Genomic DNA, 25,649 nt, shown 5'->3' on the forward strand with positions numbered 1-25,649 from the left:
ATGAAAGCTTTCATTGTGAGCGACAACCATGATTCCCTGGTAGGCATGAGGCTTGCCGGCATCCAGGGTTGTCTCGTTCACACTGCGGATGAAGCTTTTGCCGCAATTGACAGAGCGCTTAAGATACCGGACCTTGCCATTCTCGCAGTTACAGAAAAAGTTGCGGAAATGGCTCCGGATGTTATTCAGCAGCTGCGGGAGCGCGGAGATCTGCCTCTTGTGGTTGAGATACCTGACAGATTCGGTACAAAACGGGGTCCAGATTTCCTGACCCGTTATGTACAGGAAGCCATTGGGGTGAAAATGTAATGAAAGAAGTATCCAATGAAAAAATTGGGACACTCAGGGACATAATCCTTGACAGAGCAGACGCGCAAAAAAAGGATCTGACGACGGCAGCGAGACGTGAAGCCGAGGAATGGATGCTGAAGGAGACAGAGAAACTGCAGAACGAAACAAACATAATCCTTCAGGATGCGAGAAAAAGGGCCGAGGATATCAGGCGCAGACAGATACTCTCTGCAGAGAGAGAAAAATCTACTGAAACGCTCAGGCTTCAGAACAGGATACTTTCAGAAGCGCTCGGGAGGCTCCAGGACAAGTTGGTCTATCTCAGGGACCGTGAAGATTATGCCGATATACTGGCAGGCATCTGTGTAGACGCGGTCAATTCGCTGAGGGAAAAAGAGGGCCTGAAGTTCAGGCTTTCGGCTGTCGACCTCGGCCTTGCCGACAAAGTGATATCCAAGGTAAGCGAGGTACTTCCGGGAACAGAACTGGTATTCGATCCGGAACCGGCCCCCATATTGGGGGGATGCTGGGTCTCAACCAAAGATAACCGCAGACAAGTCAACTCCGACTGGCAAAGTCTGACACAGGAAATGGCCGATACGCTGGCCGAACGGCTTCTGCCGCTGCTATAGGAGGAATGGGTTTTGGAGGCTAAGACAAATTTCGCCCCAAATAATAAGGAAGGTATCGTTACCTTCGTTAATGGTCCTGTAATCAAGGCCTCTAATATGCGTGATTTTGCAATGCGTGAAGTTGTCAACGTCGGACCCAAAAAGCTTATGGGAGAGATCATAAGCATGGACGGCGATGATGCAACTATTCAGGTCTACGAGGACACTGACGGACTTAAAATTTTTGAGACCGTCACAGGTTCCGGGGAATCCCTCTCAATTGAGGTAGGCCCCGGACTTATAGGAAGTTTCTTTGACGGCATCGGCCGCCCGCTGGACTCCCTTCTTGAATCAGAGGGGATGTACATTTCTCCCGGGACATCCGTCAATATGCTTAACAGGGACAAGACATGGGAGGTCACTCCTGTTGCAAAGCCGGGCGACCTGGTAACAGGGGGCACTGTGATAGCTACGGTACAGGAGACTCCTCTGCTTCTCCATAGGATCATGGCCCCCCCCGGCATGGAAGGAGAGATCACCTGGGTGATATCCGGAGGATTTCACAAAGGCGGCGAGATGGTCGCAAAGATCAAGGATGCCTTCGGCCGTGAAGTTGCGATTCCGATGATCCAGAGATGGCCTGTGAGAACTCCGCGTCCCTACCGCGAAAGGCTGCTTCCGAATGAGCCTTTTGTCACAGGACAAAGAGTCATCGACGGACTTTTCCCGATAGCAAAGGGAGGCACTGCCTGTATTCCTGGAGGATTCGGGACAGGGAAAACGGTAACGCAGCACCAGCTGGCCAAATGGGGCGACGCTCAGGTCGTCATTTACATCGGATGCGGCGAGAGGGGAAATGAAATGACGGACGTCCTCGAGCAGTTTCCTGTGCTTGAAGACCCCCGCTCAGGCAGGCCTCTTATGGAAAGGACGATCCTTATAGCGAACACCTCCAACATGCCTGTTGCAGCACGTGAAGCTTCGATATACACCGGTATCACTATTGCTGAATATTTCCGGGACATGGGATACGACGTCGCAATAATGGCAGACTCGACATCAAGGTGGGCGGAAGCCCTCCGCGAGCTTTCCGGCCGCCTCGAAGAGATACCCGCGGAAGAAGGGTTCCCCGCCTATCTGCCCAGCAGGCTGGCTGAATTTTACGAGAGGGCAGGAAGAGTCGTGACACTGAACGGTGAAAACGGCAGCATAAGCGTTATCGGGGCTGTATCTCCTCCCGGAGGAGATTTCACTGAACCTGTTACAAGACATACAAAGCGCTTTATAAGATGTTTCTGGGGACTTGACAAAAACCTTGCAAACGCGAGGCACTATCCTGCGATCTCATGGATAGACTCCTACAGCGAATACGCTGAAGAGGTCAACGGGTGGTTCTGTTCCAACGTAGACCCAAGGTGGGGAAATACCAGGGACAAAGTCCGCCAGATCCTCGCTGAGGACAACAAGGTCCAGCAGGTCATAAAGCTAGTCGGTGAGGACGTTCTGCCTGACGATCAGAGACTTATTGCATTTACGGCCTTCCTGATAAAGAACGGATATCTCCAGCAGAATTCGTTCGGATCGGATTCATACTCCCCCCCCTCAAAGGGGTTTGAGATCCTGGACGTGATAATCGATTTCTATAATAAGGCTCTTAACCTGGTACGCAAGGGCATCCCGATCTCCCTTATCAAGGAGGACGAATCTGTCGACTCGATAACCCACCTGAGGGAACTCGCACCGGACGACGCCGAAGGTTTTGCCCTTGTCAGAAAGAGGATAAATGCTCACCTCGAAAGGGTAGCTGCGGAAAGAACAAGAAAGCTCGGAGGTGAGTAGCTTATGGCGAATGCTGAATATATTGGTGTAAAGGATATCGAAGGTCCGTTCGTCCTGGTCGAGAACGTAAGCGGCGTAGGCTACGGAGAGCTCGTCCATATACGTGACAGCAGGGGGCAGATGCGACACGGGCAGGTCAAGTCGCTCAGCGAGAAGGCCACGCTCGTGCAGGTGTTCACAGGTACAGAAGACCTCATCCCAAACACAACAAAACTCCGTTTTCTCGGAAAACCCCTTGAGATCAGGCTCTCAAAGCACATGCTGGGCAGGACTTTCAACGGTCTGGGAGAACCTAGAGACGGATGCGGCGAGACCTACGGAGGCAAACGGGTAAATATTAACGGGCTCCCGCTCAACCCAATGGCGCGCCAGTATCCGAAGGATTTCATAAACACGGGCATATCGGCTATAGATACGCTTACCACACTCATCAGGGGCCAGAAGCTCCCTATATTCTCAGGGAACGGACTGCCTCACAACCAGCTTGCTGTCCAGATCGCAACACAGGCTAAGATCATGGGGTCGGATGATTTTGCCGTTGTCTTTGCGGGGATAGGGATCAAACACGATGACGCGGCATATTTCACGCAGGAACTCTCCAGCAGAGGGCACAGCAACAATATCGTGACTTTCCTCAACCTTGCTGACGATCCTGTTATCGAACGCATAGCCACCCCAAGGATGGCGCTCTCAACCGCAGAGTATCTGGCATATGAACTTGGTCTGCATGTCCTTGTAATAATCACGGATATGACAAGCTACTGTGAGGCCCTGCGTGAGATCGGAGTCGCGGCGGGAGAGGTCCCCAGCAGAAAAGGATACCCGGCCTATCTATACAGCGACCTCGCTTCCCTTTATGAGAGAGCCGGCGTCGTAAGGGGCGTCAGTGGCAGCGTAACGCAGATCCCGATCCTGACGATGCCGAACGACGACATTACCCACCCTATACCCGACCTTACAGGATTTATTACCGAGGGACAGATAGTGCTTTCAAGAGAGCTTGACTCAAAGAACATCTACCCTCCGATAGACATCCTGACAAGCCTTTCCAGACTTATGAAAGACGGTATAGGTAAAGGATACACCAGGGAAGACCACCCCAGCGTCTCAAGCCAGCTCTTCGCCTCTTACAGCAGGGTCCAGGAGGTCCGCTCCCTGGCCGGTGTCGTCGGAGAGGATGAACTTTCAAAGAATGACAAGATGTCTCTGGAATTTGGAAAACTCTTTGAGGAAAAGTTCCTTAAACAGGGCAAAGAAGAGGAAAGGGAGATAGGCTACTCGCTCGACATGGCGTGGGAAATACTGAGCAATCTTCCAAGAAGCGAACTTACCAGGGTCTCGCTGGCTGATATCCGTGAACACATAAGAGTGGCCGGCGACTGATATCTTGAATGAGCAGAAAAGAGGCCCGGGAAGATCCCGGACCTCTTTTTCATTCTATGACCGCCGCATCGCCCTTTTTGACCTTTCCTCCCGCAACTACCACGCAGAAGAGTCCTTCTGAAGGAAGCAGGCTGACTCCGAATGTCCTGCTGACTATGCTTGGATGGTCCTCCTTGCCTACCTGAGTGACCTCCAGCATGACATCTTCACCAAGCCTTATCCTGCTCCCGGGCACTAGTGATGAGAGGTCAAGCCCTTCGGTCAGTACGTTTTCCGCGAAATCGCCCGGCCCCATCTTCAGCCCTTTCTCCGCGTTGGCCTTACGGAGGCTTTCGAAGCTGAGGCATGTCACCTGACGGCCCCAGTCTCCTGCATGTCCGTCGTTTTCTATGCCCCTGCCCGCGATGAATATGGCTTCCGGGACCTCTTTTTTCAGCTGTCCCCTCTGAGGACTTACAGCTATTGAGTAGACCCTTCCGCTTTTTTTCATACTTTCTTCCCTCCTGTCCATCAATGACGGAAAATAATCACCTTCCCCCAAATTATAATTCAGGACAGGGCGGGCGGTCTACAACTGTGATGTGCAGTGCGGGCACCTTGTGGCGTTGTCGTCTATATCCGAGTAACAGAAGGGGCATTTGCGCGACGGGGCAGGAGCCGGGGGAGGCGGCATAAGTTTGTTGGCAAAACGTATCACCAAGAATATCGCCCATGCCTGGATTAGGAAATTGATGACAGCATTGATAAAAAGACCGTAAGCGATCACTGGCAGACCAGCCTTTGTCGCCTCTGCAAGCGTTGCTGCAGGAGTTTCTGAAAGATTGACGAAGAGGTTTGAAAAATCAACCCCGCCCATCAGCAGTCCGATAGGAGGCATTAGGATATCAGTTACCAACGACGCTATTATCTTTCCAAAAGCCGCACCGATAACGACACCTACTGCCATGTCCAAAACGTTTCCGCGCATTGCAAACTTCTTGAAATCCTGCATTACTGACATGCAAAACACCTCCGTGGATTATTGATGAAATCATACACCAAATCCAAAAATAATATCACATAAAAATTAAGAAAGAAATTTAAATATTTGGCGGACCGATGGATAATACCGTTCTCAGGCGGTGATTTTCCCGAAACTGGGAACGGAATTGATAAGTTTTATTGTATAGGGGTCATCCGGGGCATTAAGGATCTTATCTGAGGGTCCCTCCTCACAGAGGAAACCCTCTTTCATCACCATTATCCTCTCTGCAGCCCTTCCTGCAAGGACCAGGTCATGTGTCACAAATATCATTGCCGTTCCGTCAGCCACATGCTTTGCAAGGACTTCAATGACCTCTCCGCGCGTCGAAGCATCCTGCATTGAGGTCGGTTCGTCGCAGAGAAGTATCCCAGGTGAGAGCATGAGCGCCCTTGCTATCTGAACCCTTTGCCTCTGTCCTCCGGAAAGGCCTGCCGCCCGGGAACCCAATATCCTCTCTCCCTTAAGGCCAAGTTCTGCAAGCAGGCTGACTGCCTTCTCCCTTATCTCTTCTCTTCCGGTCCTGACACCTGCTATGACAGCAGGTTCGCAGACAGCCTCCAGCGCAGTCAGGCCGGGCGGTATGGCTCCGTAAGGGTCCTGCTGGACATATCCGCATCTCTGTCTCACCTCTGCAAGCCCGTCTTTCCCAAGCTGTGAAAGATACTTCCCATAAAGTATCACGTGTCCCGCATTGGGTCTAACGAGCCCTATAAGAGCACGGAGCAAGCTAGTCTTGCCGCTTCCGGATCCGCCTACCACAGCAAGCGTCTCCCCCCGAGAGAGGGAGAGTGATATGTCGTTCACAGCCTTATGGATGTCTCCCCTTTTCGACCTGAAGCTTACAGTAACTTTTGATGTCTCGACAACTTTTCTGTCCATCATTTTTTATCCCTCTGCCCGAACATCTCCCTGACGAGGTCTTTCGTGTGGGGATGTTTCGGGTCTCTCACTATCTCTGACGGTGTGCCTGTCTCCGCGATGATACCGTCCTTCATCACGACGAGCCTGTCGCATACCGTTGCAGCGAGGGGAAGGTCATGCGTGACGAGGAGTATCGAAAGGCCCTTGGTCTTTCTCAGATTTGAAAGAAGCTCAAGTATCTCCGCCTGGACGATGACATCAAGGGCGGTCGTCGGTTCATCGGCAAGGAGGAGAGAGGGAGAGCAGGCAAGCGCAAGGGCGATCGATGCCCGCTGTTTCTGTCCGCCCGAGAGTTCGTGAGGATACCTCTCTTTTATTCCGGGATCCAGACCCACTTCGCTTAGGAGCCTGGCGGTCTCTCTTTCGGCCTCGTCGCCAGGCATTTTTAGGTGAACGCAAAGCACCTCACTGATATGGCTTTTGATCTTCATCACAGGGGTGAATGAATTCTGTGCCCCCTGAGGTACGAGAGCGATCTCTTTCCACCTCATATCCCTTATCTCCCTGTCCGACATCCTGAGTATGTCGGTCCCGTTGAAAAGTATCTTTCCTTTGACCTCGGTACGGGGCGGCAGAAGTCCGAGGAGGGCCATCATCAGGGTACTCTTGCCGCTTCCGGACTCCCCCACAAGGCCCGTGAAGCTGCCTTTTTCTACGCTGAGCGATATGCCGTTGACAGCATCTGTCACTCTGCCCATCGAGTTGTATCTTACCGTGAGATCTTTGATATCAAGCATTTTTACCGCTCCCAAGCCTTGGGTCTATCTTCTCTTCAAGATATCGTCCTATATCCATGAAGATGAGGCATAGGGCCACTATACCGAGACCGGGCGGGATCAGCAGCCACCATGCTCCCTCTGTGAAGGCCCCGAAAGAGTGGGCCTCATGAAGCATCCTGCCCCATGATATGAGCCTCGGATCGGACAGTCCAAGAAATGCGAGCCCCGCTTCCGCAAGGATGGCTCCGGGAACGCCAAGGGCCACATTGGCGAGCAGTATGGGGGCAGCCTCGGGAACAAGGTGCCGCCGGAGGATGTATCCCCGGCCGGCACCAAGGGCCCTGAGACCCTCGACCCACGGACTCTCCCTTACCGTAAGCACGAGAGCCCTTACTGAACGGGCTGTTCCCATCCACGAAAATATCGACAGTATAAGGACAAGCTGCCACAGTCCCTTTCCCCACAGCCCGGCCAGCACCATCATTATCGGGAGGGTAGGTATCGAGAGAAGGACATCGACTGTCCTCATTACGGCCGAGTCAAACCATCCGCCTATATATCCAGTCGCAAGACCCAGCCCGAGCCCAAGAAGGCTTGCTATCAAAGTTGCGCTTATGCCGACCGTCAGAGAGGTCCTGATCCCGTATACCAGCAGGGTCAGTATGTCACGCCCCCTCTGGTCGGTACCGAGCAGTCCCTGTCTGCCTCCGGGAAGAGAGAGACTCAGTTCCGTCTCACGGGCACCTTCAGTCCGGATCTCATATCTTCCCTTTGAAGGGAAGAGGTATTCTGCGCTTTTGCCTATGAGGGGCAGTCCCAGTTCTTGCTTGAATATCATGTCCCTTCCGTCCATGTTTATCCAATATATGCCGCTTCCTTCAAGCGTACCCAAAAGCATATCGCCCTCAGGGGTCGACCATATTATCCTGACCTCGCTTCCGGGATCTGCCGTTATCTTCCCGTTCAGGGCAAAAATTTCGGGAGGGAGCTTTTCCCAGTCGATAACGGCACCGTCATTCCCCACAGCGTATTCCGAAGAGAGCGGAAGTTCCCTGTTCCACCAGACAGGCCTTGCGAAAGGTGCGCCCGCCACGTCAGAGTGGTGTCTCCCCATAAGCGCGGGACCTATGAGGCCGGTAAGGAATATGCATATTAGCAGTATGACGCTCTTACGTCTCAGGATATCCGTCATTGGTCTCCGCCTCCCACCCGCACCCTGGGATCTACCATCCCGTATACTATGTCGGCAAGCATGTTTGAGATAACGGTTATAAGGGCAAGCATGTAGAAGGATGCTCCGGCAGAGGGATAATCATGTCCTGAGACAGCCTCAAGAAGAAAGGTCCCCACTCCGTGGAGTGAAAATACCGATTCCGTTATTACCGCGCCGGAAACCAGTCCCGGCACGGACATCAGGAGGATCGTAAGTATCGGCGGCAGGATCGTGCGGAAGGCGTGTCCATAGACCACTCTGTTTTCTGATAGTCCTCTGGCCCTGGCCATCAGCACGAAGTCTTCACCGAGAGCCTTTACCATAAGGTTTCGGACGTAGAGCGCCCATCCTCCGAAACCCATCAGGGTCAGGGACAGGACAGGCAGTGCCATGTGCCACAGATAGTCCAGAGTAACTGAGACAGCTCCCGTGGGCTGAGGGATCGATACGCTTCCCCTGAGCGGGAATAACGGGAATGTCCTCGCAAGCAGCATTATAAGGACAAGCTGGACAAAGAACCCCGGAAAAGATGCCGTGATCGCACCTGCCCTGAGTACTATCCGCTCGGCAAGCCTGCCTCTGTTCAGCGCGGCCTTGATCCCTAACCATATGCCTATTACTGCCGAGAACGCCATCGAAGAGGCCATCAGAAAGAGAGTGCCGGGAAGGCGGGAAAGCAGTTCGTCCCATACCGGCTTTCTGCTTAGGAATGAGAGGCCGAAACTGAAGGTGAGCATCTGCTTGATGTATATGAAAAACTGTTCAAGAAGCGGCTTGTCCAGTCCGTAGAGCTCCCTCAATCTATCCTTCGCCTCAGGTGAAAAATTGGGGTCTATAATCGTTCCGACGGCATCCCCCGGCATTATCCTGAAGAGGATGAAATTCAGGACAAGCACCGCGGCCAGGACTCCTATCGAGGATAATATTCTCCCCCAGAACCATCTCCTGTTCATTGAGTCTTCACGCTCTTCTTTTCAAGCATACGGTAATGGCCGTTCCTCTTCATCATTACAAACTCACCAGGCCTGTACTCATCAAACATGAACGGCCCGGATCCTATAAGGCCGTATGGCCCTGATTTTTCCTCAGGGTCCAGGGGGTTCCAGTTCTGCCAGTCTTTGACGGCATGCAGCACCTTTGCGGGCATGCAGGGCAGACCTCCGACATTGTCAAGGTACCAGTAACTGGTGCCCTCCATCTCAACTTCAAGCTCATGGCTGCCGGTCACATTGACTGATCTTATGTTCTTTACCGAGTCAAAAAACCTTGGGATCCTGTTCTTTCTGATAAAATCAAAAGTCGCCTTTACATCCGCGGCAGTGATCGGAGTCCCATCGTTCCATTTCAGGTCATTTTTGAGCCTGAAGAGCAGTCTGGTATGTTCATTGCCCACTTTTCCCGCAGTATCAACTGACCAGGAAGCAGCAAGGGAAGGCATGTCATCCAGTGTGAAAGGGTCAGTTCCGATGAGGCTTTCGTAGATCATCCCGAGGACCTGCCATGAATATGCGCTGCTTGCGACGAACGGGTTAAGGTTCCTCGGCTCTTCCGCAAGCAACATGTTAAGTGGCCTCATCTTGCCGTCAGCAGGTTCTGCCATGAGAAGCGTCCATATGTTGTCAGCAGTCATCTTTTCGTTAGAGAAGACGTTTTTCCATTTTTTTGAGACCGCTGAGACCGAAAATCTGCTGTATACAGGTATGGAGGGCATAAGTCCGGAAAGAAGCTTCTGCGACCTGACTGAAACCTCCTCGGCCTCATGTCTGTTTTTCGCGTATCTCAGGCTGAAGAGGGCCTTGTCCAGTGCCGGATCGGAAGTTGAAGTCATGTTGTAACCGCCGGGGATGTCCATAGAGCTGTGGTAGAAAGAGTAGAGCGAATCGGGGTTCCTGCCCATGCTCCAGGCTATGACACCGAGGGAGTACTCCTTTCTGTCAAGTTTGCCTACCATCGCTGAAAAATCCATCGGCTCCACGTCGACAGGAAAACCGACCGACCTAAGCGAATCGGCTATCTGTTCAGCCAGCTCTGCAGTCGTCGGGGCTACCCTCGCCAGAGGGGTCAGGAGCTTCATCTTTCCTACCGCGGTACCATCAGGGTAAATCAGTTCCCCGGCAAGACTCCATTTGTATCCTCTGTCGCTCAGCCTCTTTTTCGCTGATGCCCTGTCGAAGATGTTCCTTGTGCTCTCAGGCATCGACCAAGGCGAGACAGGAGGGAGCCAGCCGTTTATCGGCTCGCAGTATCCGGAGTATATGGTTCGCACCATATTGTTCCTGTCAATAGCTTCAGCAGCCGCATGTCTTGCCTCAGGGTCGTTCCACGGTCTGCTCTTATTGTTGAGCAGCAGAAAAAAGGCATGAGAACCTCTTGCAAGGGACATCGAGAGCCCTGGATGGCGGCTCAGCCTGTCTATGTCGGAAGGCCTTGTGATATCGCTGACGATATCCAGTTCTCCCTTCTCGGCTGCCAGAACCTGGGAGTCCGAGTTAGTGATTATTACCATACAGAGTTTTTCTATCCTGGGGCCGTATACGTCCCCAGGATCAAAAATTGTTTCCGCATAAAGGGGAAATGCAAAGGTGAGCGTTATCATGAATAATAATACAAAAGATGCCCTACGCGGAAAGCATTTCGATGCAATGTTCATATAGTTTCCCCGCTGCTGCATTTTATCAGTATTTCGCGCGAAGGCACAGGCTTGCCTGTGATGATGTTAAGCATCAGCCTTCCGGCAAGCGCACCGGTCTCAAAGGTCGGGTCACCGCACTCCTTGTCCAGGACAACGGAGTATGCGCCATCTTTTTTGAAACCTACTGTGACTATCGGGGCCGAGGATGCTCCGGGAAAATTGTCCGGATCGCACCAGATGATGCCCTCAACGCTCCTGTCGGTAAGTTTGCCGTACTCCCTGGCCGACCTGAGCGGGTTGCCCTCGGTAGACTTGACTACGATCTCAAATTCCGAATTTGTGACAGTCCTGTCAAGTCCTGCCAAAAAGAGAGGAAACCAGGCTGACGAAAAGTTGCGTACTACCAGGCCTATCAGTCCGCTCCTGTTCATGGAAAGGTTGCGGGCGTTTTTGTCCAGACGGTAATTGAGCGCCCTCACCGCCTCCATCACCCTTATCCTAGTCTTTTCTGAAATACGGTGGTCCCCTTTGAGGACGCGGCTCACCGTCGCCTTGTCCACCCCGGCCTCAACCGCTACATCCTGCATCGTGACCTTCATCCGAACACCCCATAGTGCAACCGTTTGTACCGCTTATCATATTATAACGAGTCAAACAATGAGGGGCAACCGCTTAGGCCTCTGCAGACAGGGACCTGCAATAAAGGCCCGCCCCTAAGCGGGGCAGGCCCTAGGCAGATATATTTCACGCTGCGTTCAATATTGGGATAAACTCCGCCGGATCAACCGGAGCATTTCTTCAGAAGTCTCTCCCACTCCCGGTCAACATCGGCCTGTCCCTGCGCTATTAGGTCAGTTCTCTCTTTTCCCTTTTTAAAGAGGTGGGAATATCGTCCCTGCATCATAAGGAAATCATCAACCGGGACCGGGGTCTTGGGGTCGTACGAGAGTACATGCCTGCCCTCAATGACCTCATAGACCGGCCAGAAACGGCTGTCTGCGGCGAGCTTGCATACCTTGACCTGGTCGGCAGGATCGATCTTCCAGAAGAGCGGGCATGGAACAAGTATGTTTACAAACGCCGGGCCCGGCGTCTCGATCGCCCTTTTGACCTTTGCGATGACATCTATCGGGTCGTGCAGGGTCGTCTGCGCGACATAAGGTATGTCATGCGCGGCAACTATTTCAGTAAGATTCTTTGCCCTCTGGAGCTTACCGGGAATAACGCTTCCGGCAGGCGATGTAGTGGCGCTCGCGCTGACAGGAGTCGCGCTGCTTCTCTGTGCTCCGGTGTTCATGTAGCCCTGGTTGTTGTAGCAGATGTAGGTGAAGTCATGTCCTCTCTCAAGCGCTCCCGAAAGGGACTGAAGCCCTATGTCATATGTGCCTCCGTCGCCTCCTACAGCTACGAACTTGATATTTTCCTTCACTGTGCCCTTTCTGCTCAGCACCCTGTGAGCCGCCTCAACGCCGGAAACTCCGGCACCGGCATTTTCAAAAGCGATGTGCATGAACGGTACCCTCCACGCGCTGTAGGGGTATACCGTCGTAGACACTTCAAAACATCCGGTGGCACCCACTATCACGACAGGAGCCTCGACAGCCATTAGACCCTGCCTTACCGCAGTCGGGGCTCCACATCCGGGGCACATCCTGTGCCCCTCTGTGAGGGGGCTCTCCCTCTTCGTAAGTTCCTTAAGGTTAATTCCCGCCATTTTTTTCATCCTTTTCAAGCAGACCGATATACCTAACGATATCGCTGAAGTCTTTGTCCATAAGCCTTGAGAAAACCTTTTCTGCATCCCTGGGATAGAGATCCCTGCCGCCGAGCCCGAAGAGGTACTCCTGCAGCGGCACCCTTTCGCTCAGTCCGTAGAGGGCCGACTTGACCTCGGCTGCCAGCGGGGCCGTACCGCCTATACTCGCACTTCTGTCGAGGACCGCGATCCCCTTCTTGCCCTTTGCCAGCTCCCTGATCCCTTTCGAAGGGAAGGGGCGGAAGAAGCGCACCCTCAGACATCCGGCCTTAACGCCCTTTTCCCGCATCTCATCGACGACATCCTTTACAACGCCGGTCGCGGAGGACATGATTACGATGAGGTAGTCGGCATCGTCGGCACGGTAGGCGTCTATCGCCGGATATTCTCTGCCCGTGTATTCCGCGAGCTCTTTAGTAAGCTCCCTGTAAACTTCAGGGACCCTGTTCATCCCCTCGATCTGGTTCCTCTTGATCTCAAAATAATACTCCGACATCGTAAATGAGCCGTATGATACGGGGTTGTCAACGTCAAGGAGCGGGTATTTGGCTTTCCTCTCGCCTACGAACATTTTGACAGCCTCGTCAGAAAGCATTTCGACAGGCTCAAAGCAATGACTTGTAATAAAGCCGTCCTGGCATACGAATACAGGGGTGAGAACATCCTCGTGTTCCGCGAGTCTTACCGCCAGAAGGACCGAATCGTATACCTCCTGCGCATCTTCACAGTAGATCTGTATCCATCCCGAATCGCGCTCGGGCATGCTGTCTGAATGGTCACAGTGGATGTTTACGGGTGCTCCGAGGCTCCTGTTTACGAGTCCGAAGACTATCGGAGCACGGAATGCTGCCGCTATCGGAAAAATCTCGTGCATCAGCGCCACTCCGTTGGCGCTTGAGGCTGTCATGACCCTCGCACCGGATATTGATGCGCCGACGCATGCCGTTATCGCCGAATGCTCACTCTCGACCGCGACATACTCCGAATCGACCTTGCCGTTAGCCACGAACTCAGCGAACTTCACCGGGATCTCTGTCGAGGGTGTGATCGGATATGCTGCTACCACATCGGGGTTCACCTGTCTCATAGCTTCCGCAAAGGCAAGATTGCCGGAAGTCATCTCTTTTCTCTTATTTAACATGGTCTGCCACTCTCCCCGGATCTTCCCCGTGTTCCCTGCACTCGTTGCTGAAATCTGCTTCCTGATGCATTGATATTGCTCCTACGGGGCATACCTGGGCACATACCCCGCACCCCTTGCAGAAAAACATGTTTATTCCGTTCACTTTTCCTTCTCCGTTCGTCTCTATCGAGGCATCGGGACACTGCAGCCAGCATTTCAGGCATGATATGCACTTGTTCCGGTCAAGGACGGGGCGCATGCTCCTCCACAAACCTGTCTCGACATCCCTGGCTGACGCGCCCCATGATATCGTTCCGGGGGGGACGTCCTGCCAGCACTTCGGCTTGCTCATGCCAATACTGCCTCCTCGCGGCCGCGGAGGATAGCTCTGCGGTTGGCTTCAAGCACAGGGGCGGGAAGCTGCTTCATTTTTCTTGTAAAGTGGTCGGCAAAAGTTTCTGCTGAAACGTCTGTGAAGAGGTGTGAGAGTGCTCCGAGAAGAGGCGCGTTCGGTCTGTTCTGTCCCAGCTCCTCAAGCGTTATCTTCGTTGCGTCGACAACAAGGACCCTGGCATCCGACGAAAGGTTCATCCTACTGCGGAGCACCTGAGCGTCCTCCGGTGTGTTTACGACATAGACGGCATCGGACACACAGCCCTCGCACGGGTTCGAGCTCACCACCATAGTGGGGTCGACTATGACGACTATGTTTGGATTTTCTACGCTGCAGCGGCGGCGGATGGGAGTATCCGACACCCTGTTGTACGCTCTCATCGGAGCGCCCTGACGTTCTGCACCGTACTCAGGAAACGCCTGAACATGCTTGCCCTCTTCAAAAAGGACCTCTGCGAGTATTGCCGACGCGCTCTTTGCGCCCTGTCCGCCGCGTCCATGCCATCTAACCTCAAGTGTTCTCTTCTTTCTGTTTTCCATAATTACTCCTCCATCCATTCTATGTTTAAAGATTTGTATTCCTCAAATCCTCTCGGAAGAAAAAAAATGGAGCCCTTCAAAATGAAGGGCTCCATCCGTTCGCTTGGTAATACAGCGCTAAGCGCCGTTCCTGCGAGGAGGAGCCGCGTTGATAATTATAATAATGATGTTCTGCATCATTTTATTCGACAACATCAAACTTCCTCCCTTTCGTGCAGATTGCTGGGTATATTAACATCATTTTATAAACATGTCAAACATTTTCTTTTTCCGGTCTCAAAAAGTAAGTAAAGTAAGTAAAGAGAGTTAAGTAAAGTTAAATACATCTGATGATACTGCTCTTGACAATTTTTAATCATCGTTCATAATAGCTTGGTTGTAGAAATCTTCTACATATGGGGCAACAAAAAGGGAGGCCCTTAAGGGAGCCTCACTTTTTTTGCCGATATCACAAGGCTTGGAAAAGCCATTTGCTGTTGCACGAAAACCTTTCCGCTATCGCGGCCTGTTCCGCTGGGGAGTTTTATGATCGCCTTACCTGAGTTGTGCCACACGTAGGGATTTCATGCAATGGCGCAGCAGAGCATCCTTTCTGGATGCAACATGGGAGGTAATCATATAATGACACAGGAAACAAAAAAATTCGCAGATTTCGATCTGCGGCCGGAACTTCTGCGCGCTCTGGAACGTAAGGGCTTCGAAACACCGATGCCGGTCCAGGTCTGCGTACTGGAAGACGAGACGCTCATCGACAGCGACATAATCGTCCAGGCAAAGACGGGTTCGGGAAAGACCCTTGCCTTCGCACTTCCCCTGATCAATTCGATGGACCCAAAGACCAGGGAGCCGCAGATAATAGTCCTCTCGCCCACCCGTGAACTCGCACAGCAGACGGCCCGTGAATTTGCATGGCTCGGATCGGAGTGCGGAGTAAGGGTGGCGACACTTGTCGGCGGCCTTGACATGGAGAGACAGATCCGCTCGCTCAGGGACGGGGCCAACGTGGTAGTCGGAACACCCGGCAGGGTGCTCGACCATGTACGCAGGGGAACATTCAAGACATCATCGATCCACAGCATAGTGCTTGACGAGGGAGATCATATGCTTGACATGGGCTTCCACGACGAAATGGAGGCTATCCTCCAGTCAATGGACAATGTCGAAAGGACATGGCTCTTCTCCGCGACGATGCCGCCCGAGGTGATGAGCCTCGCAAGACAGTACCTGAACGCACCAAAGAAGATCTCGCTCGTCACCGACATAACGTCCCACGAGGACATCAGCCAGAAAGCCTACATAATCCCCTCCCGGAGGAGGTTTGAAGGGCTTACCAACGTCCTGATATGGGAAGCTCCGAGCAGAGCGCTTCTCTTCTGCGGCACCAGGGCGGAGACTCAGGACATCGCGGACAAACTTTGCGACATAGGCTTCAAAGCCACACCCATCCACGGTGATATGAGCCAGCGGGAGAGAAACTCGGCTCTTGGAGCTCTTCGAGGAGGCCGTGTCAATATTCTCGTAGCAACTGACGTAGCTGCAAGGGGCCTCGACATCGATGCCGTAAGCCACGTCATCCAGTTCGGTCTGCCCCAGAACCTTGAGTCCTTTGTTCACAGGAGCGGAAGGACGGGGCGGGCCGGACATGAGGGAAGCAATATGCTCCTGCTCACAGCACGCGAGGCAAAACAGTTCAGATTCATGGCTTCCAATGCCGGATCGAAAATGAAGATGGAATGGATACCGGCACCTGACGCTCTCGAGATAGAGGGACAGGCCAGGATCCGTTTTGAGAAGACACTCCTCGAACATGCCCTCGAATCGGACGAATTCCAGTCATGGGCTGAGGAACTCCTTACCCGTGACGAAGCCATGATGCTCGTCTCAGGGCTGCTTGCCAAGGCATACGGGGACCAACCTGCCGGATATTCGATCAGGACTGACGTAGAGGCTGAGATGAACAGGGAAAAGTCAAGGAACGACAAAGGCCGCCAGGGAACAAGCGCCTCATCCGGCAGAACTTCGGACGGCAGGAAAGACAGGAGCGCAAGGCCCGTTATGGGAGGAGGACTTATGGTACAGTTCTCTGAAGGCCGCGACGACGGATGGGAAGTAGGAGCACTTCTCGGACTCATGTGCCGCTGCATAGGGGTCGGAAGGGAAGACGTAGGCAACATTAAGCTGCGCGACAACAGTGCATCGATCGAACTTTCAGCAAAAGGCGCCGCTCTTTTTGAAGCAAGGAAGGAGCGGCTCGAGAGGGAAGGGCTCAACGTTACTTCTGTCAGGAAGATAGAGCCCCGTCCCCATGATCAGCCCGACCACAGGGACGGCGGCAAGGGCAGGCCAGAAAGCAGGGCACCCCACCGCGACCGCAGGCCTTCCGGCACCAGGGAAAGAGATACCGACCGTCCTAAGAGAAGGCGCATAGTCAAATAAAAGTGATCTGCCAATAGGATCAAAAGTTGCCCGCCCAAAACCCTCAACGAGTATTCGGCGGGCAATTTTATTTTTTATATGCTATACTTTCACATCATCAAATATATTTTAAATGACTTGTATTTGTAAGTATAGAGGAGGTATTTCGATGATACACAACATAGCGTTGGCAGGATGCGGCAACGTAGGGACCGCGCTCCTTGAGATCCTGCGTGAAAAACGTACAGAACTGTCGGAAAAATATGGATTTAATTTCAGAGTTACGCTGATAACCGACCTCATGAAGGGTACTGTCCTCGACCCCGAAGGGCTTGACCTGGAAAAAGTCGTCGGAAGCCTTAAGGAGGGGAAGGGACTCGCTTCATTCCCAAAAGGACAGGGCACTTTCGGAGAACTGCTCGAGAAGTCGCGCGCAACAATGCTGGCGGAAGCCACCCCGACAGATCTGAAGACAGGAGAGCCCGGTCTGTCCCACATCAGGGCAGCCCTCTCAAGAGGAATACATGTCACGACCACCAACAAGGGCCCAGTGTCGGTAGCTTTTGATGAACTCAGCACACTCGCAAAGAGCTGCGGTGCAAAATTCAGGTACGAGGGGGTCGTGATGAGCGGAACACCGCTCCTCCAGATGCTCCGTTCGGGAATGGCCGGATGTACCGTTTTGAAACTCGAAGGAATATTAAACGGGACTACCAACTTTATACTGACGAAAATGAGCGACGAAGGTTCATCATACGCTGAAGCCCTTGAGGAGGCAACTTCCCTGGGCTATGCCGAATCTGATCCCTCAGGTGACGTACAGGGCTGGGACGCAGCCGGCAAGGTCTCCATCCTTGCAAAGATCATCTTCGGCAAGGACATCCCTGTATCAGAGGTGGAAAGGCAGGGAATAACCTGCGTCACCCCGGAAAAGATCAAAGAGGCATTTGACAGCGGCTACGCAGTAAAACTGATCGCCGGACTGAACTGGGTAAACGGGATGCTTTACGCATATGTGACACCAAAGGAGATCCCGTTTTCACATCCTCTTGCTTCCATCAAGGGAGCAACGAACGCCGTTTCGATCACTAGCGACAACCTGGGAGAGGTGACCCTCATCGGGCCGGGTGCGGGAAGGCGTGAGACCGGACAGGCGCTTCTCGTCGACCTGATCGCGATGTGCAGGGACTGAGCAGGACACACAAGCGTACCAGAGCATAAAAAGTATGGAATAAAAGAGAGGGCCCGTATGAGGAGCCCTCTCTTTCTATTGTTCTGATGATAATTATTGAAACGTTACTTCCTAAGTTCACCCGATTTGATCTTTGCGTCAAAATCGGCAGTGAGCCGTCTCAGCTCCTTCGTGAGCAGAAGGAGTCCGATAAGGTTGGGGATGGCCATAAGTCCGTTGAGCGTATCAGAGAGATCCCACAGGTTTGTGAGTATCCCTGCTCCGCCCCATCCGCCGAGAACTACGAGGACTATCCAGGCAATTTTAAACGGCTTGATCATTCCGGGACCGCACAGATAGACAAGCGCGGTCTCTCCGTACCAGTACCATCCGAGTATCGTTGAGAAGGCAAACAGAGAGAGCCCCAGCGAAAGTATAACCGTGCCAGCTCCTCCGAGGGTAATTGAGAAAGCGGAGAGGGAGAGCTGGGCTCCGGTCAGTTCGGGCTGACTGGTCAGAACGCCCGTCGTAAGTATCGATGTCGCTGTAAGTGTGCATATAACTATAGTATCCATGAAAACTTCGAAGAGACCGTAGAGTCCCTGGCGCACGGGATGGTCTACTTTAGCAGTGCAGTGGACCATAGGAGCAGAGCCAAGGCCTGCCTCATTTGAAAAGACTCCGCGTGCTATACCGCGTGTGATCGCCGTCTTGACTGCCCAACCGGATATCGCTCCCGGGAGAGCCATCGGGTCTCCGAAAGCTCCCTGGAAAGCCATTGATATTGCTGCGGGGATCGCATCCATATGTTGGAAAATAACGGCAAATGCGCCGATTATGTAGAAGATGGCCATGAAGGGAACGAGGTAGACCGTAACAGTCGCGATACTTGTAAGTCCGCCCCATACGACAAGGCCGGTGAGTATTGCCAGGGCGATCGCAGTGTATATATGCGGGATGCCGAATGCCATAGAAATTCCTTCGGCTGTCGAGTTGGCCTGGACCATGTTTCCTATGCCGAAGGAGGCAAGGAACGCGAAGAGGGCGAAGAGTACTGCAAGCCACTTCATTCCAAGTCCCTTCTCAAGGATGTACATCGTGCCGCCCCTGAACTGTCCCTCTTCATCCTTTTCACGGAACCTGACCGCCAGCGTAACTTCACAGAATTTCGTCGTCATGCCGAATATAGCGGATATAAGCATCCATACAAGAGCTCCGGGGCCTCCGAGGTGGAGCGCCGTAGCGACGCCTGCGATGTTACCGGTCCCCACTGTTGCGGCAAGTGCGGTAGCCATTGCGGCAAAAGATGAGATGCTTCCTTCCTCAGAGCTCTTTTCCCTGAGCCTGCCGAAGACTTCTCTGATCATGAGACCAAAATATCTTACCTGGGGAAAACCAAGAACCAAAGTGAACCAGACGCCCGTACCTACCAAGAGGGTGAGCATCCATGGGCCCCAGACGATCCCATTGATCACACCGTTGATTTTCCATATAGCTTCCACAAAAAATTCCCCCTTAAAATTAAAATAATAAAGCGATAAAATGGAGACACCGCCCCATGCTCCTTTCACAGATTATCACGCTGCATTATATTTGTCTACGATTTTATATAATCTTAATCAATTGTTAATGCAGCCTGAAGCACTGAAAAAGAGAGTCCGCCTATCCTAAGTTTAAGCAGGTTCCAGTTTTGCTTTCATTTTGATCTTTATCCTCCGGCCACTCACCTCCTAATATCGTTCTCTTAATTGTTCGGCAATATTGACAGAAACAACATACCGAATTTTCTAAATTTTACAAATAAACATTCAATAAGACAAGATGTTAATTTTCATTTTTAACAAAATGTACGGACATGTTTTTAAAATGCGGCTGAGCAATGGCTGAGCATCGCGAGCGGTTGCTGAGCAGTCGTAAGTGCAGGCGGAAACTGCATCGCGGAGAATTTGTCCGAAGACCTATCGGGCGGAGAATTTGCGGCGTTTAACGCCGCGGAGAATTTGCTCGCTTCGCATCGCGGAGAATTTGCCTGACTCCGTCAGGCGGAGAATTCAAGATTTATGGTTTGAGGGCAAATTCACCGCTGAATGGTTCATTCAGCAAATTCTCCAGCGATGGACTACGCGAATTCTCCGCAGCCGAAGGCTGTAAATTCTCCGGCGGACGACTCAGCCGCCAGCCTTCCAAGCTAGCGCTACGAGATGCCGCAATTGGAGCAGATCGGAGATGATAGCGACGCAGGTTTTAAGGTTTTAGCGGTTGTTTACACCAAACGCAATTGAGATTTAGAGCGAGTGATAACGACGCAACATGAAAAAATTCAAACTAAGACGTATATGAATACGTCGACGTGAAGGATTTTGAGTGTTGCTAAGTTAGCGCCGCTATAAATCCCAATTGCCCCAATTGCCAATTTTTTGGGCAATATAGAAGACATACCCATAAAATTGCTTGTATTTTGAGTAGAGCTCTGCCTCTCTTCTCAGGAATTCGACCATATTCTCTGCGGTCTTATTCCCGGGGTGTTTTTTCAGGAATTCCTCCTGCCTTGCTTTTTGCGGGATAAAATAATTGTCTGTCCAGCAGGTTTCAGGCAGTACGAATGCGGCGACCGGAATATAGCCTGTCTTTTGCATGATGGAAATATTGTGTGCTATGGTGCTGATCTCAGGGACTGCTTCTGTCCACCATTTCTCGATCTCCGCGGGGCGATCGTCTGTGAACCATGACTCGTACGTCACGGCAACGTAACCATCTTTTTTGAGGAAGCGCTTCCAGTGAGCCAACCCTTTTTCAAAACCGATATTGCCAATCGCACCCTCAGACCATATGATGTCGAATTCTTCATCGCCGAACTGCAGATCATCCATTGAGCCGACAATGCCCTTGACCCGGTCCTGCAAACCGTGCCTTTCGGCTTTTGCGTTGAGTTTGTCGATCGAACCGGCGAAAAGGTCGAGGGCTGTGATCGTCGCTTCTGTGTTCTGTGCCAGCACCATTGTCTGAAAGCCTGTGCCGCAGCCCAGATCGGCAATTTTCGTTTTGTTTGAAATATTTCCGATAAAACTTAACGCCCTGACAGTCTCTTCTGCACTGCCGGGTCCCTGTCGTTCAAGCTCCGTGAAAAATTCATTGATGAGAGCAAAATCAATTTCGTGGATCGTTATTTCTTCCATTGTCATACTCCTTATTTTCATATTGTGATTCACATGGCCGTTTGACCATATTTCAACATGCTGTGACTCTGCCCCGAACGACCCGGGCAGATAAACGATCATTAGATCAAGCTTGATCAACTATTGTGCTGATCTAATTTTGACCGTATATTTCTTTTCTTATCTCCGCAGCCCTTGCGTGAGCAATAAGCCCTTCGCCGCGGGCCATATTTGAAACAAGACTGCTTATTTCGAGCATAGCCTGTTTTGTCATACTCTGATGAGTACAAACTTTGAGGAATGTGCCGACCCATACTCCGCCGGTATAACGGGCTGCTTTCAGCGTCGGCAGTGTATGGTTCGTTCCCGATGCATAATCGCCGAACACCTCGGCAGTATATTGACCTATGAAAAGCGAACCGTAATTGGTCAGACTGAGGACTGCTTCTTTGGGTTCATTAACGATGACCTCTAAATGTTCAGGAGCATAACTGTTGGTAATGTCTATTGCCTCGCAAAGACTGTCTGCAAGCAACACCTCTCCATAATCCTCCCACGATCTTGATGCTATGTTTGCTGTAGGAAGTGCTGCCAACTGTTTTTCAACTGATGAAATAACTGCTTTTCCAAGTGCTTCGTCAGTGGTCACAAGTATTCCCTTTGCCAGAGGGTCATGTTCTGCCTGTGCCAACAAATCAGCTGCGACTATGCGCGGATCCGCACCTGCGCCTTCTTCAGCCATTACAAGAACTTCGCTTGGTCCTGCCACAAAATCTATCCCGATCTTGCCGTAACACTGGCGTTTGGCTTCTGTTACATATTGATTTCCGGGACCGACTACCAGGCTTACGGGAGCGATCTGTCCTGTGCCATATGTGAATGCAGCTATTGCCTGGGCACCGCCTACTGCATATATTTCGTCCGCGCCTCCGATATCCATTGCAACCAGTGTTTTTGGATCAATACTTTCACTTTCTTTAACTGAGGGGGAACATGCAGCTATTCGCCTGACCCCGGCGACTTTAGCCGGGATGGTCAGCATAAGGGCGGTCGAATAGAGCGGATAACTCCCGCCTGGGACATAACAACAGCACGAATCGACCGGAATGATCCTATGTCCAAGATAAATCCCCGGATTTGTCTCAAAACACTCCAGTTCGCGCATTGTGGCTTTCTGCGCTTCTGCAAATGCTTTGATATGTTCCGCGGCTTTCCTCATATCGGCTAATTCCTGTTCACTTATCAGATTATAGGCAGCCTCGATCTCTGCACGGCTAATTCTTAAGTTACGTCGCTGATTCTGGTCGAATCGAATATTATATTCAACCAATGCCTTATCACCATTGAGCCTTACATTTTTTATAATAGCCGACACATTATCTATAAGCTGCTGATTATCTTCATTGGTACGCGGTTTTGCTTTCTTGATGACTTTCATCGTTATTGCCCCCAGACGTTATACTTTTTAAATTTTATTTAAGAAAAAGAGGAACTATTGCTTTCTTATCTGGCACAGAAAACGGTATAAATTCCAATCTATACCCGTCTGCTGCAAAAAGTTTTTTCGGCCGATCCAATTTACTGCCCGGCAAGTCAGACCTATCCACCCTCTGACTTGCCGGTAAAATGCAATTATGACTTATAGCTGTCCGGTTTTTCTAAGGGTTTTGTCGGATACGGGGCAATTTCGATGTGAAGGATAGGCGTTTCATCCATAATGATTTCAGCCTCTTTTAAAGTTAGATCAAGCACATGTCCGCCTTTTTGGCAGTCGTCTGAAAGAAAGTGCAAATGGTAGCCTGCAGCATTTGTATTGCCCATGTATGCGGGCATCCAAAACCCCACCAGCCTTCCGGATATTCCGTGGTATTCAAATACGCTCTGTTCCTTCAGCGCATCGGAAAGAAGTGGGAACGGCAGCTGATATGGGCCGACACTGCGTACTTTTATTGATCGAAATTTCCCTTTGGTAACGACCGCATACGGTAAATCATCCCTTTTTCGAAGTTCATCCAGTTTTGTTCTCAATTGATCAAGGCCCATTCTGCAAGGTTCAATTTTCTTAGTTATATCTGCCTCAAAAGACGTAACTGTGTAAAACGGACTTTGTACATTGTCGTTTTCGACAGTTACTTTTCCTGTCTTAGCAGCCTTATATACCACACCATCCAGTATGATCATCTCTCCGTCAAGTCCGGTAAATGTCCCCAGGCCAACGTCTCCCTGAGATTTTATTTTTTCAACAGAAGCGACGCCCTCATAATTCCCGGCTAAAAGCGCTTCTATTGTTGACCCCTGATAAAGAACCTCATTGTCAGGCTTTGGGTCCGCTGATGCAGCAAACTGAGATGCAGCTATGAGCAGAACAGAGCATGATATCAATACAATTTTTTTCATATTTTTTACTTCCTTTCTCGGATAAATGCTATTTCAATGTAACAGTATATATAGCAGTTACACGAGAATGATACAATCTTTCTAAGTATGCACTGTCCTATTATAGCGAGAGGGTGTGTTAAAAGATGAAAAAAATATTGATTATTCTTCTGATATTTTTGGCTGCCGCTTGCCGGGTTTTCGCAGCGCAGAATGAAAATGCAAATACATATAATTCCTTCAGTGCCTATTGTAAAACTGAAATGGCAAAGGTCCTTGATACTTATAAGGGCGAGCAATACTCCGTTGTTTATATGAAAGCAGGCAAAAAACCCGAACACTGGAAGAAGACTTCAGAGAGAGTGGACCCTGTTTACGATATAAAGATCCAAAAAGCAACAGAACCGGGGGAACCGGATCCTGCAGTACTTATCGTAAAACACTTAACTGCATTTTATGCCGATAATTTTGAATCTGAACAAGGGGCAAGAGCTGAAACCAAGGTAGTTGACAGTGGGCAAAGAGTTTATAAGTTTTTTATGTCATATGAAAACGATGAGTGGGTTTTGAAAAAAGTAATCAGATACACCCACTGGCATAATAAGAAATGGCAAACAATGTCGCCAACAAGTGTTTTTGAGATACTACAGAGCAGAAATGAGATAAAAAAATAGTGCGGCGTAAATAAGCCGCGTGAAGCGGCGATTTTTATCGCCGTGAAGCAATGGCAGAACGAATGTATGGGATCACACCGGCGACATATTTAGCGCAATTAAAAGGATAGTGTCAATTTTATACAATACAGATCCTTAATATTTGTTAACTTTGACGCAGCTGAATTACTAGGAGTGAGCTTATGAACAGGATCAAATTAGTTCTTGTTATGGTCTTATGGGGCAGCTTGGGAGTTTTTACAAGATCCATTCCATTGTCTGCTCTGAGCCTGGCTTTCCTGAGGGCATTGATCGCACTGCCGGTCCTTTTTGCGGCATTGAAAATGAAAAATACTGAAAAGGTGGAATGGCGGCTGTTAAAGCCTTACATCATTTCCGGCTCGATACTTGGCTTTGGCTGGCTGACTTTATTCTATGGATATAAACATACAAGTATCTCATCAACTGTGATCCTCTATAACATGTGTCCGGTCTATGTGATGATAGCCGCCCCCCTTTTACTGAAAGAGGCCATTTCAAAGATCCAGATCGCTGTGGTTTTCTTCTCATTTCTGGGGCTGGTTTTGATCGTCGGACAAAACCTGTCGGAGGGATACGGGTACCTGGGAATGGCACTCAGTGCAGTTTCAGGAATGCTCTATGCAACAATTATCCTTATTAACCGGAGCATAAAGTCCAGGGTAGATAATCAAACCGGGACTTTCGTACAAATATCTGCGGCGATGATCGTTTTACTGCCATTTGTTCTGGCAGAAGGGGATATATCAACGATCCGGGACCTGGACGCTGCGGCGGTCATTTATACCATTCTGTTAGGCGTATTGCATACCGGTATCGTCTATACCATATTCTTCTCCCTGACCACTCAGATGAGATCTGTTGAAATAGTTCTCTACAGTTATCTGGAACCCTTATTCGGCATCTTATTCAGCGTGATCTTCATCGGAGAGAAACTGACCGTCCTTCAAATCATCGGCGGGACCCTTATTTTAGGTTCAACTTTCATTGGGGAAATACTTAAAAACAAGAAAAAACCGGCCCTGCCCTCCGCCATGCAGACATGGCCGTCATAGTCACCCTTGCGTCTCAGCAGTCGTAAAGATAGGCAGAAACAGCATCCTCCGGGAGTGGATCAGAGTCGGTTGCAAATCTGTTGCGGATCGGTCTGATAGAACATAAGAATATTGACCACGATATTTTCGCAAAAAAAAGGGTCCTTAAGCCGAAGCTCAAGCGGACCCTGTCGACGAGATCCGTTACGGAAAACCGCAACTGTCTCAAGGCTATATATTATACTTGACTTCTCTTTTTTCATCAAGCGGACAACTGTGGCATCTCGCGGCGCTGACTTAGCAACACTTGCGGCTTCAGAAGCCGCGGAGAATTGCGACCAAAGGCCGCAGAGGTCCAAAA

At 50.9% G+C, this 25,649-nt stretch carries 24 protein-coding genes; 8 read left to right on the forward strand and 16 right to left on the reverse strand.

Going from position 1 to position 25,649, the window contains the following annotated elements; genetic code table 11:
- The 4 genes from OLM33_05080 to OLM33_05095 are packed head-to-tail and all read left to right on the forward strand — an operon-like array spanning position 1 to position 4,124.
- Positions 1-309 carry a V-type ATP synthase subunit F gene (locus tag OLM33_05080; GenBank protein MCW1713048.1) on the forward strand — a complete coding sequence of 103 codons (309 nt, stop codon included), beginning with the start codon at positions 1-3 and terminating at the stop codon, positions 307-309.
- Positions 309-923 carry a V-type ATP synthase subunit E family protein gene (locus tag OLM33_05085; protein ID MCW1713049.1) on the forward strand — a complete coding sequence of 205 codons (615 nt, stop codon included), beginning with the start codon at positions 309-311 and terminating at the stop codon, positions 921-923. Before OLM33_05080 ends, OLM33_05085 begins: the two co-directional genes overlap by 1 nt.
- A 12-nt stretch (positions 924-935) precedes the next feature.
- Positions 936-2,741: a V-type ATP synthase subunit A gene (locus OLM33_05090; GenBank protein MCW1713050.1), complete on the forward strand. Its 1,806-nt coding sequence runs from the start codon at positions 936-938 to the stop codon at positions 2,739-2,741.
- A gap of 3 nt (positions 2,742-2,744) precedes the next feature.
- Entirely contained in the window at positions 2,745-4,124 is a 1,380-nt protein-coding gene (locus OLM33_05095) for a V-type ATP synthase subunit B (GenBank protein ID MCW1713051.1), read from the forward strand.
- 49 nt (positions 4,125-4,173) lie between these two features.
- On the opposite strand, the gene OLM33_05100 is transcribed toward OLM33_05095, so the two are convergent.
- The 12 genes from OLM33_05100 to OLM33_05155 form a co-directional block, all read right to left on the reverse strand.
- Positions 4,174-4,614 (reverse strand): MOSC domain-containing protein, encoded by a 441-nt coding sequence (locus OLM33_05100; protein ID MCW1713052.1) that lies wholly within the window; start codon positions 4,612-4,614, stop codon positions 4,174-4,176.
- Positions 4,615-4,692: 78 nt separating this feature from the next.
- Entirely contained in the window at positions 4,693-5,124 is a 432-nt protein-coding gene (gene mscL / locus OLM33_05105) for a large conductance mechanosensitive channel protein MscL (protein ID MCW1713053.1), read from the reverse strand.
- Between the two features lie 114 nt (positions 5,125-5,238).
- A complete protein-coding gene (locus OLM33_05110; protein ID MCW1713054.1) occupies positions 5,239-6,030 on the reverse strand; it encodes an ATP-binding cassette domain-containing protein in 792 nt (263 codons plus the stop codon).
- Positions 6,027-6,806, reverse strand: coding sequence for an ABC transporter ATP-binding protein (locus tag OLM33_05115; protein ID MCW1713055.1), 780 nt, complete (start codon positions 6,804-6,806; stop codon positions 6,027-6,029). Before OLM33_05115 ends, OLM33_05110 begins: the two co-directional genes overlap by 4 nt.
- Positions 6,799-7,980 carry an ABC transporter permease gene (locus tag OLM33_05120; protein ID MCW1713056.1) on the reverse strand — a complete coding sequence of 394 codons (1,182 nt, stop codon included), beginning with the start codon at positions 7,978-7,980 and terminating at the stop codon, positions 6,799-6,801. Before OLM33_05120 ends, OLM33_05115 begins: the two co-directional genes overlap by 8 nt.
- Positions 7,977-8,954 (reverse strand): ABC transporter permease, encoded by a 978-nt coding sequence (locus OLM33_05125; GenBank protein MCW1713057.1) that lies wholly within the window; start codon positions 8,952-8,954, stop codon positions 7,977-7,979. The genes OLM33_05120 and OLM33_05125 overlap by 4 nt, the downstream gene beginning before the upstream one ends.
- Complete coding sequence (locus tag OLM33_05130) at positions 8,951-10,597, reverse strand: ABC transporter substrate-binding protein (GenBank protein ID MCW1713058.1); 1,647 nt, start codon at positions 10,595-10,597, stop codon at positions 8,951-8,953. Before OLM33_05130 ends, OLM33_05125 begins: the two co-directional genes overlap by 4 nt.
- A 50-nt stretch (positions 10,598-10,647) precedes the next feature.
- Positions 10,648-11,232 (reverse strand): LacI family transcriptional regulator, encoded by a 585-nt coding sequence (locus OLM33_05135; protein ID MCW1713059.1) that lies wholly within the window; start codon positions 11,230-11,232, stop codon positions 10,648-10,650.
- A gap of 182 nt (positions 11,233-11,414) precedes the next feature.
- Complete coding sequence (locus tag OLM33_05140; protein ID MCW1713060.1) at positions 11,415-12,347, reverse strand: thiamine pyrophosphate-dependent enzyme; 933 nt, start codon at positions 12,345-12,347, stop codon at positions 11,415-11,417.
- Positions 12,334-13,530: a pyruvate ferredoxin oxidoreductase gene (porA, locus tag OLM33_05145; protein ID MCW1713061.1), complete on the reverse strand. Its 1,197-nt coding sequence runs from the start codon at positions 13,528-13,530 to the stop codon at positions 12,334-12,336. Before porA ends, OLM33_05140 begins: the two co-directional genes overlap by 14 nt.
- A complete protein-coding gene (locus OLM33_05150) occupies positions 13,520-13,864 on the reverse strand; it encodes a 4Fe-4S binding protein (protein MCW1713062.1) in 345 nt (114 codons plus the stop codon). Before OLM33_05150 ends, porA begins: the two co-directional genes overlap by 11 nt.
- Positions 13,861-14,445 (reverse strand): 2-oxoacid:acceptor oxidoreductase family protein, encoded by a 585-nt coding sequence (locus tag OLM33_05155; GenBank protein MCW1713063.1) that lies wholly within the window; start codon positions 14,443-14,445, stop codon positions 13,861-13,863. Before OLM33_05155 ends, OLM33_05150 begins: the two co-directional genes overlap by 4 nt.
- A gap of 621 nt (positions 14,446-15,066) precedes the next feature.
- On the opposite strand from OLM33_05155, the gene OLM33_05160 reads away from it, so the two are divergent.
- Positions 15,067-16,881, forward strand: coding sequence for a DEAD/DEAH box helicase (locus tag OLM33_05160; GenBank protein MCW1713064.1), 1,815 nt, complete (start codon positions 15,067-15,069; stop codon positions 16,879-16,881).
- A 148-nt stretch (positions 16,882-17,029) separates the two neighbouring features.
- Positions 17,030-18,052 carry a homoserine dehydrogenase gene (locus OLM33_05165; GenBank protein MCW1713065.1) on the forward strand — a complete coding sequence of 341 codons (1,023 nt, stop codon included), beginning with the start codon at positions 17,030-17,032 and terminating at the stop codon, positions 18,050-18,052.
- 104 nt (positions 18,053-18,156) lie between these two features.
- Here the strand turns inward: OLM33_05165 and OLM33_05170 are convergent, their stop codons facing one another.
- From OLM33_05170 to budA, 4 genes are all read right to left on the reverse strand, one after another.
- On the reverse strand, positions 18,157-19,533 hold the full coding sequence (locus OLM33_05170) for a sodium:alanine symporter family protein (GenBank protein MCW1713066.1): 1,377 nt from the start codon (positions 19,531-19,533) through the stop codon (positions 18,157-18,159).
- A gap of 882 nt (positions 19,534-20,415) precedes the next feature.
- Positions 20,416-21,213: a class I SAM-dependent methyltransferase gene (locus OLM33_05175; protein MCW1713067.1), complete on the reverse strand. Its 798-nt coding sequence runs from the start codon at positions 21,211-21,213 to the stop codon at positions 20,416-20,418.
- Between the two features lie 127 nt (positions 21,214-21,340).
- The gene (hisD, locus tag OLM33_05180; protein ID MCW1713068.1) at positions 21,341-22,624 is read right to left on the reverse strand and encodes a histidinol dehydrogenase; all 1,284 of its coding nucleotides are present in this window, start codon (positions 22,622-22,624) and stop codon (positions 21,341-21,343) included.
- Positions 22,625-22,818: 194 nt separating this feature from the next.
- On the reverse strand, positions 22,819-23,583 hold the full coding sequence (budA, locus tag OLM33_05185) for an acetolactate decarboxylase (GenBank protein MCW1713069.1): 765 nt from the start codon (positions 23,581-23,583) through the stop codon (positions 22,819-22,821).
- 125 nt (positions 23,584-23,708) lie between these two features.
- Here budA and OLM33_05190 point away from each other — a divergent pair, with 125 nt between their 5' ends.
- Both OLM33_05190 and OLM33_05195 read left to right on the forward strand, forming a co-directional pair.
- The gene (locus OLM33_05190; GenBank protein ID MCW1713070.1) at positions 23,709-24,236 is read left to right on the forward strand and encodes a hypothetical protein; all 528 of its coding nucleotides are present in this window, start codon (positions 23,709-23,711) and stop codon (positions 24,234-24,236) included.
- 182 nt (positions 24,237-24,418) lie between these two features.
- Positions 24,419-25,309 carry a DMT family transporter gene (locus OLM33_05195; GenBank protein ID MCW1713071.1) on the forward strand — a complete coding sequence of 297 codons (891 nt, stop codon included), beginning with the start codon at positions 24,419-24,421 and terminating at the stop codon, positions 25,307-25,309.
- Positions 25,310-25,649 lie beyond the last annotated feature (340 nt).

The sequence above is a fragment of the Synergistaceae bacterium DZ-S4 genome (assembly GCA_025943965.1).
GTDB classification, from domain to species: Bacteria; Synergistota; Synergistia; order Synergistales; family Synergistaceae; genus Caenicola; species Caenicola nitritireducens.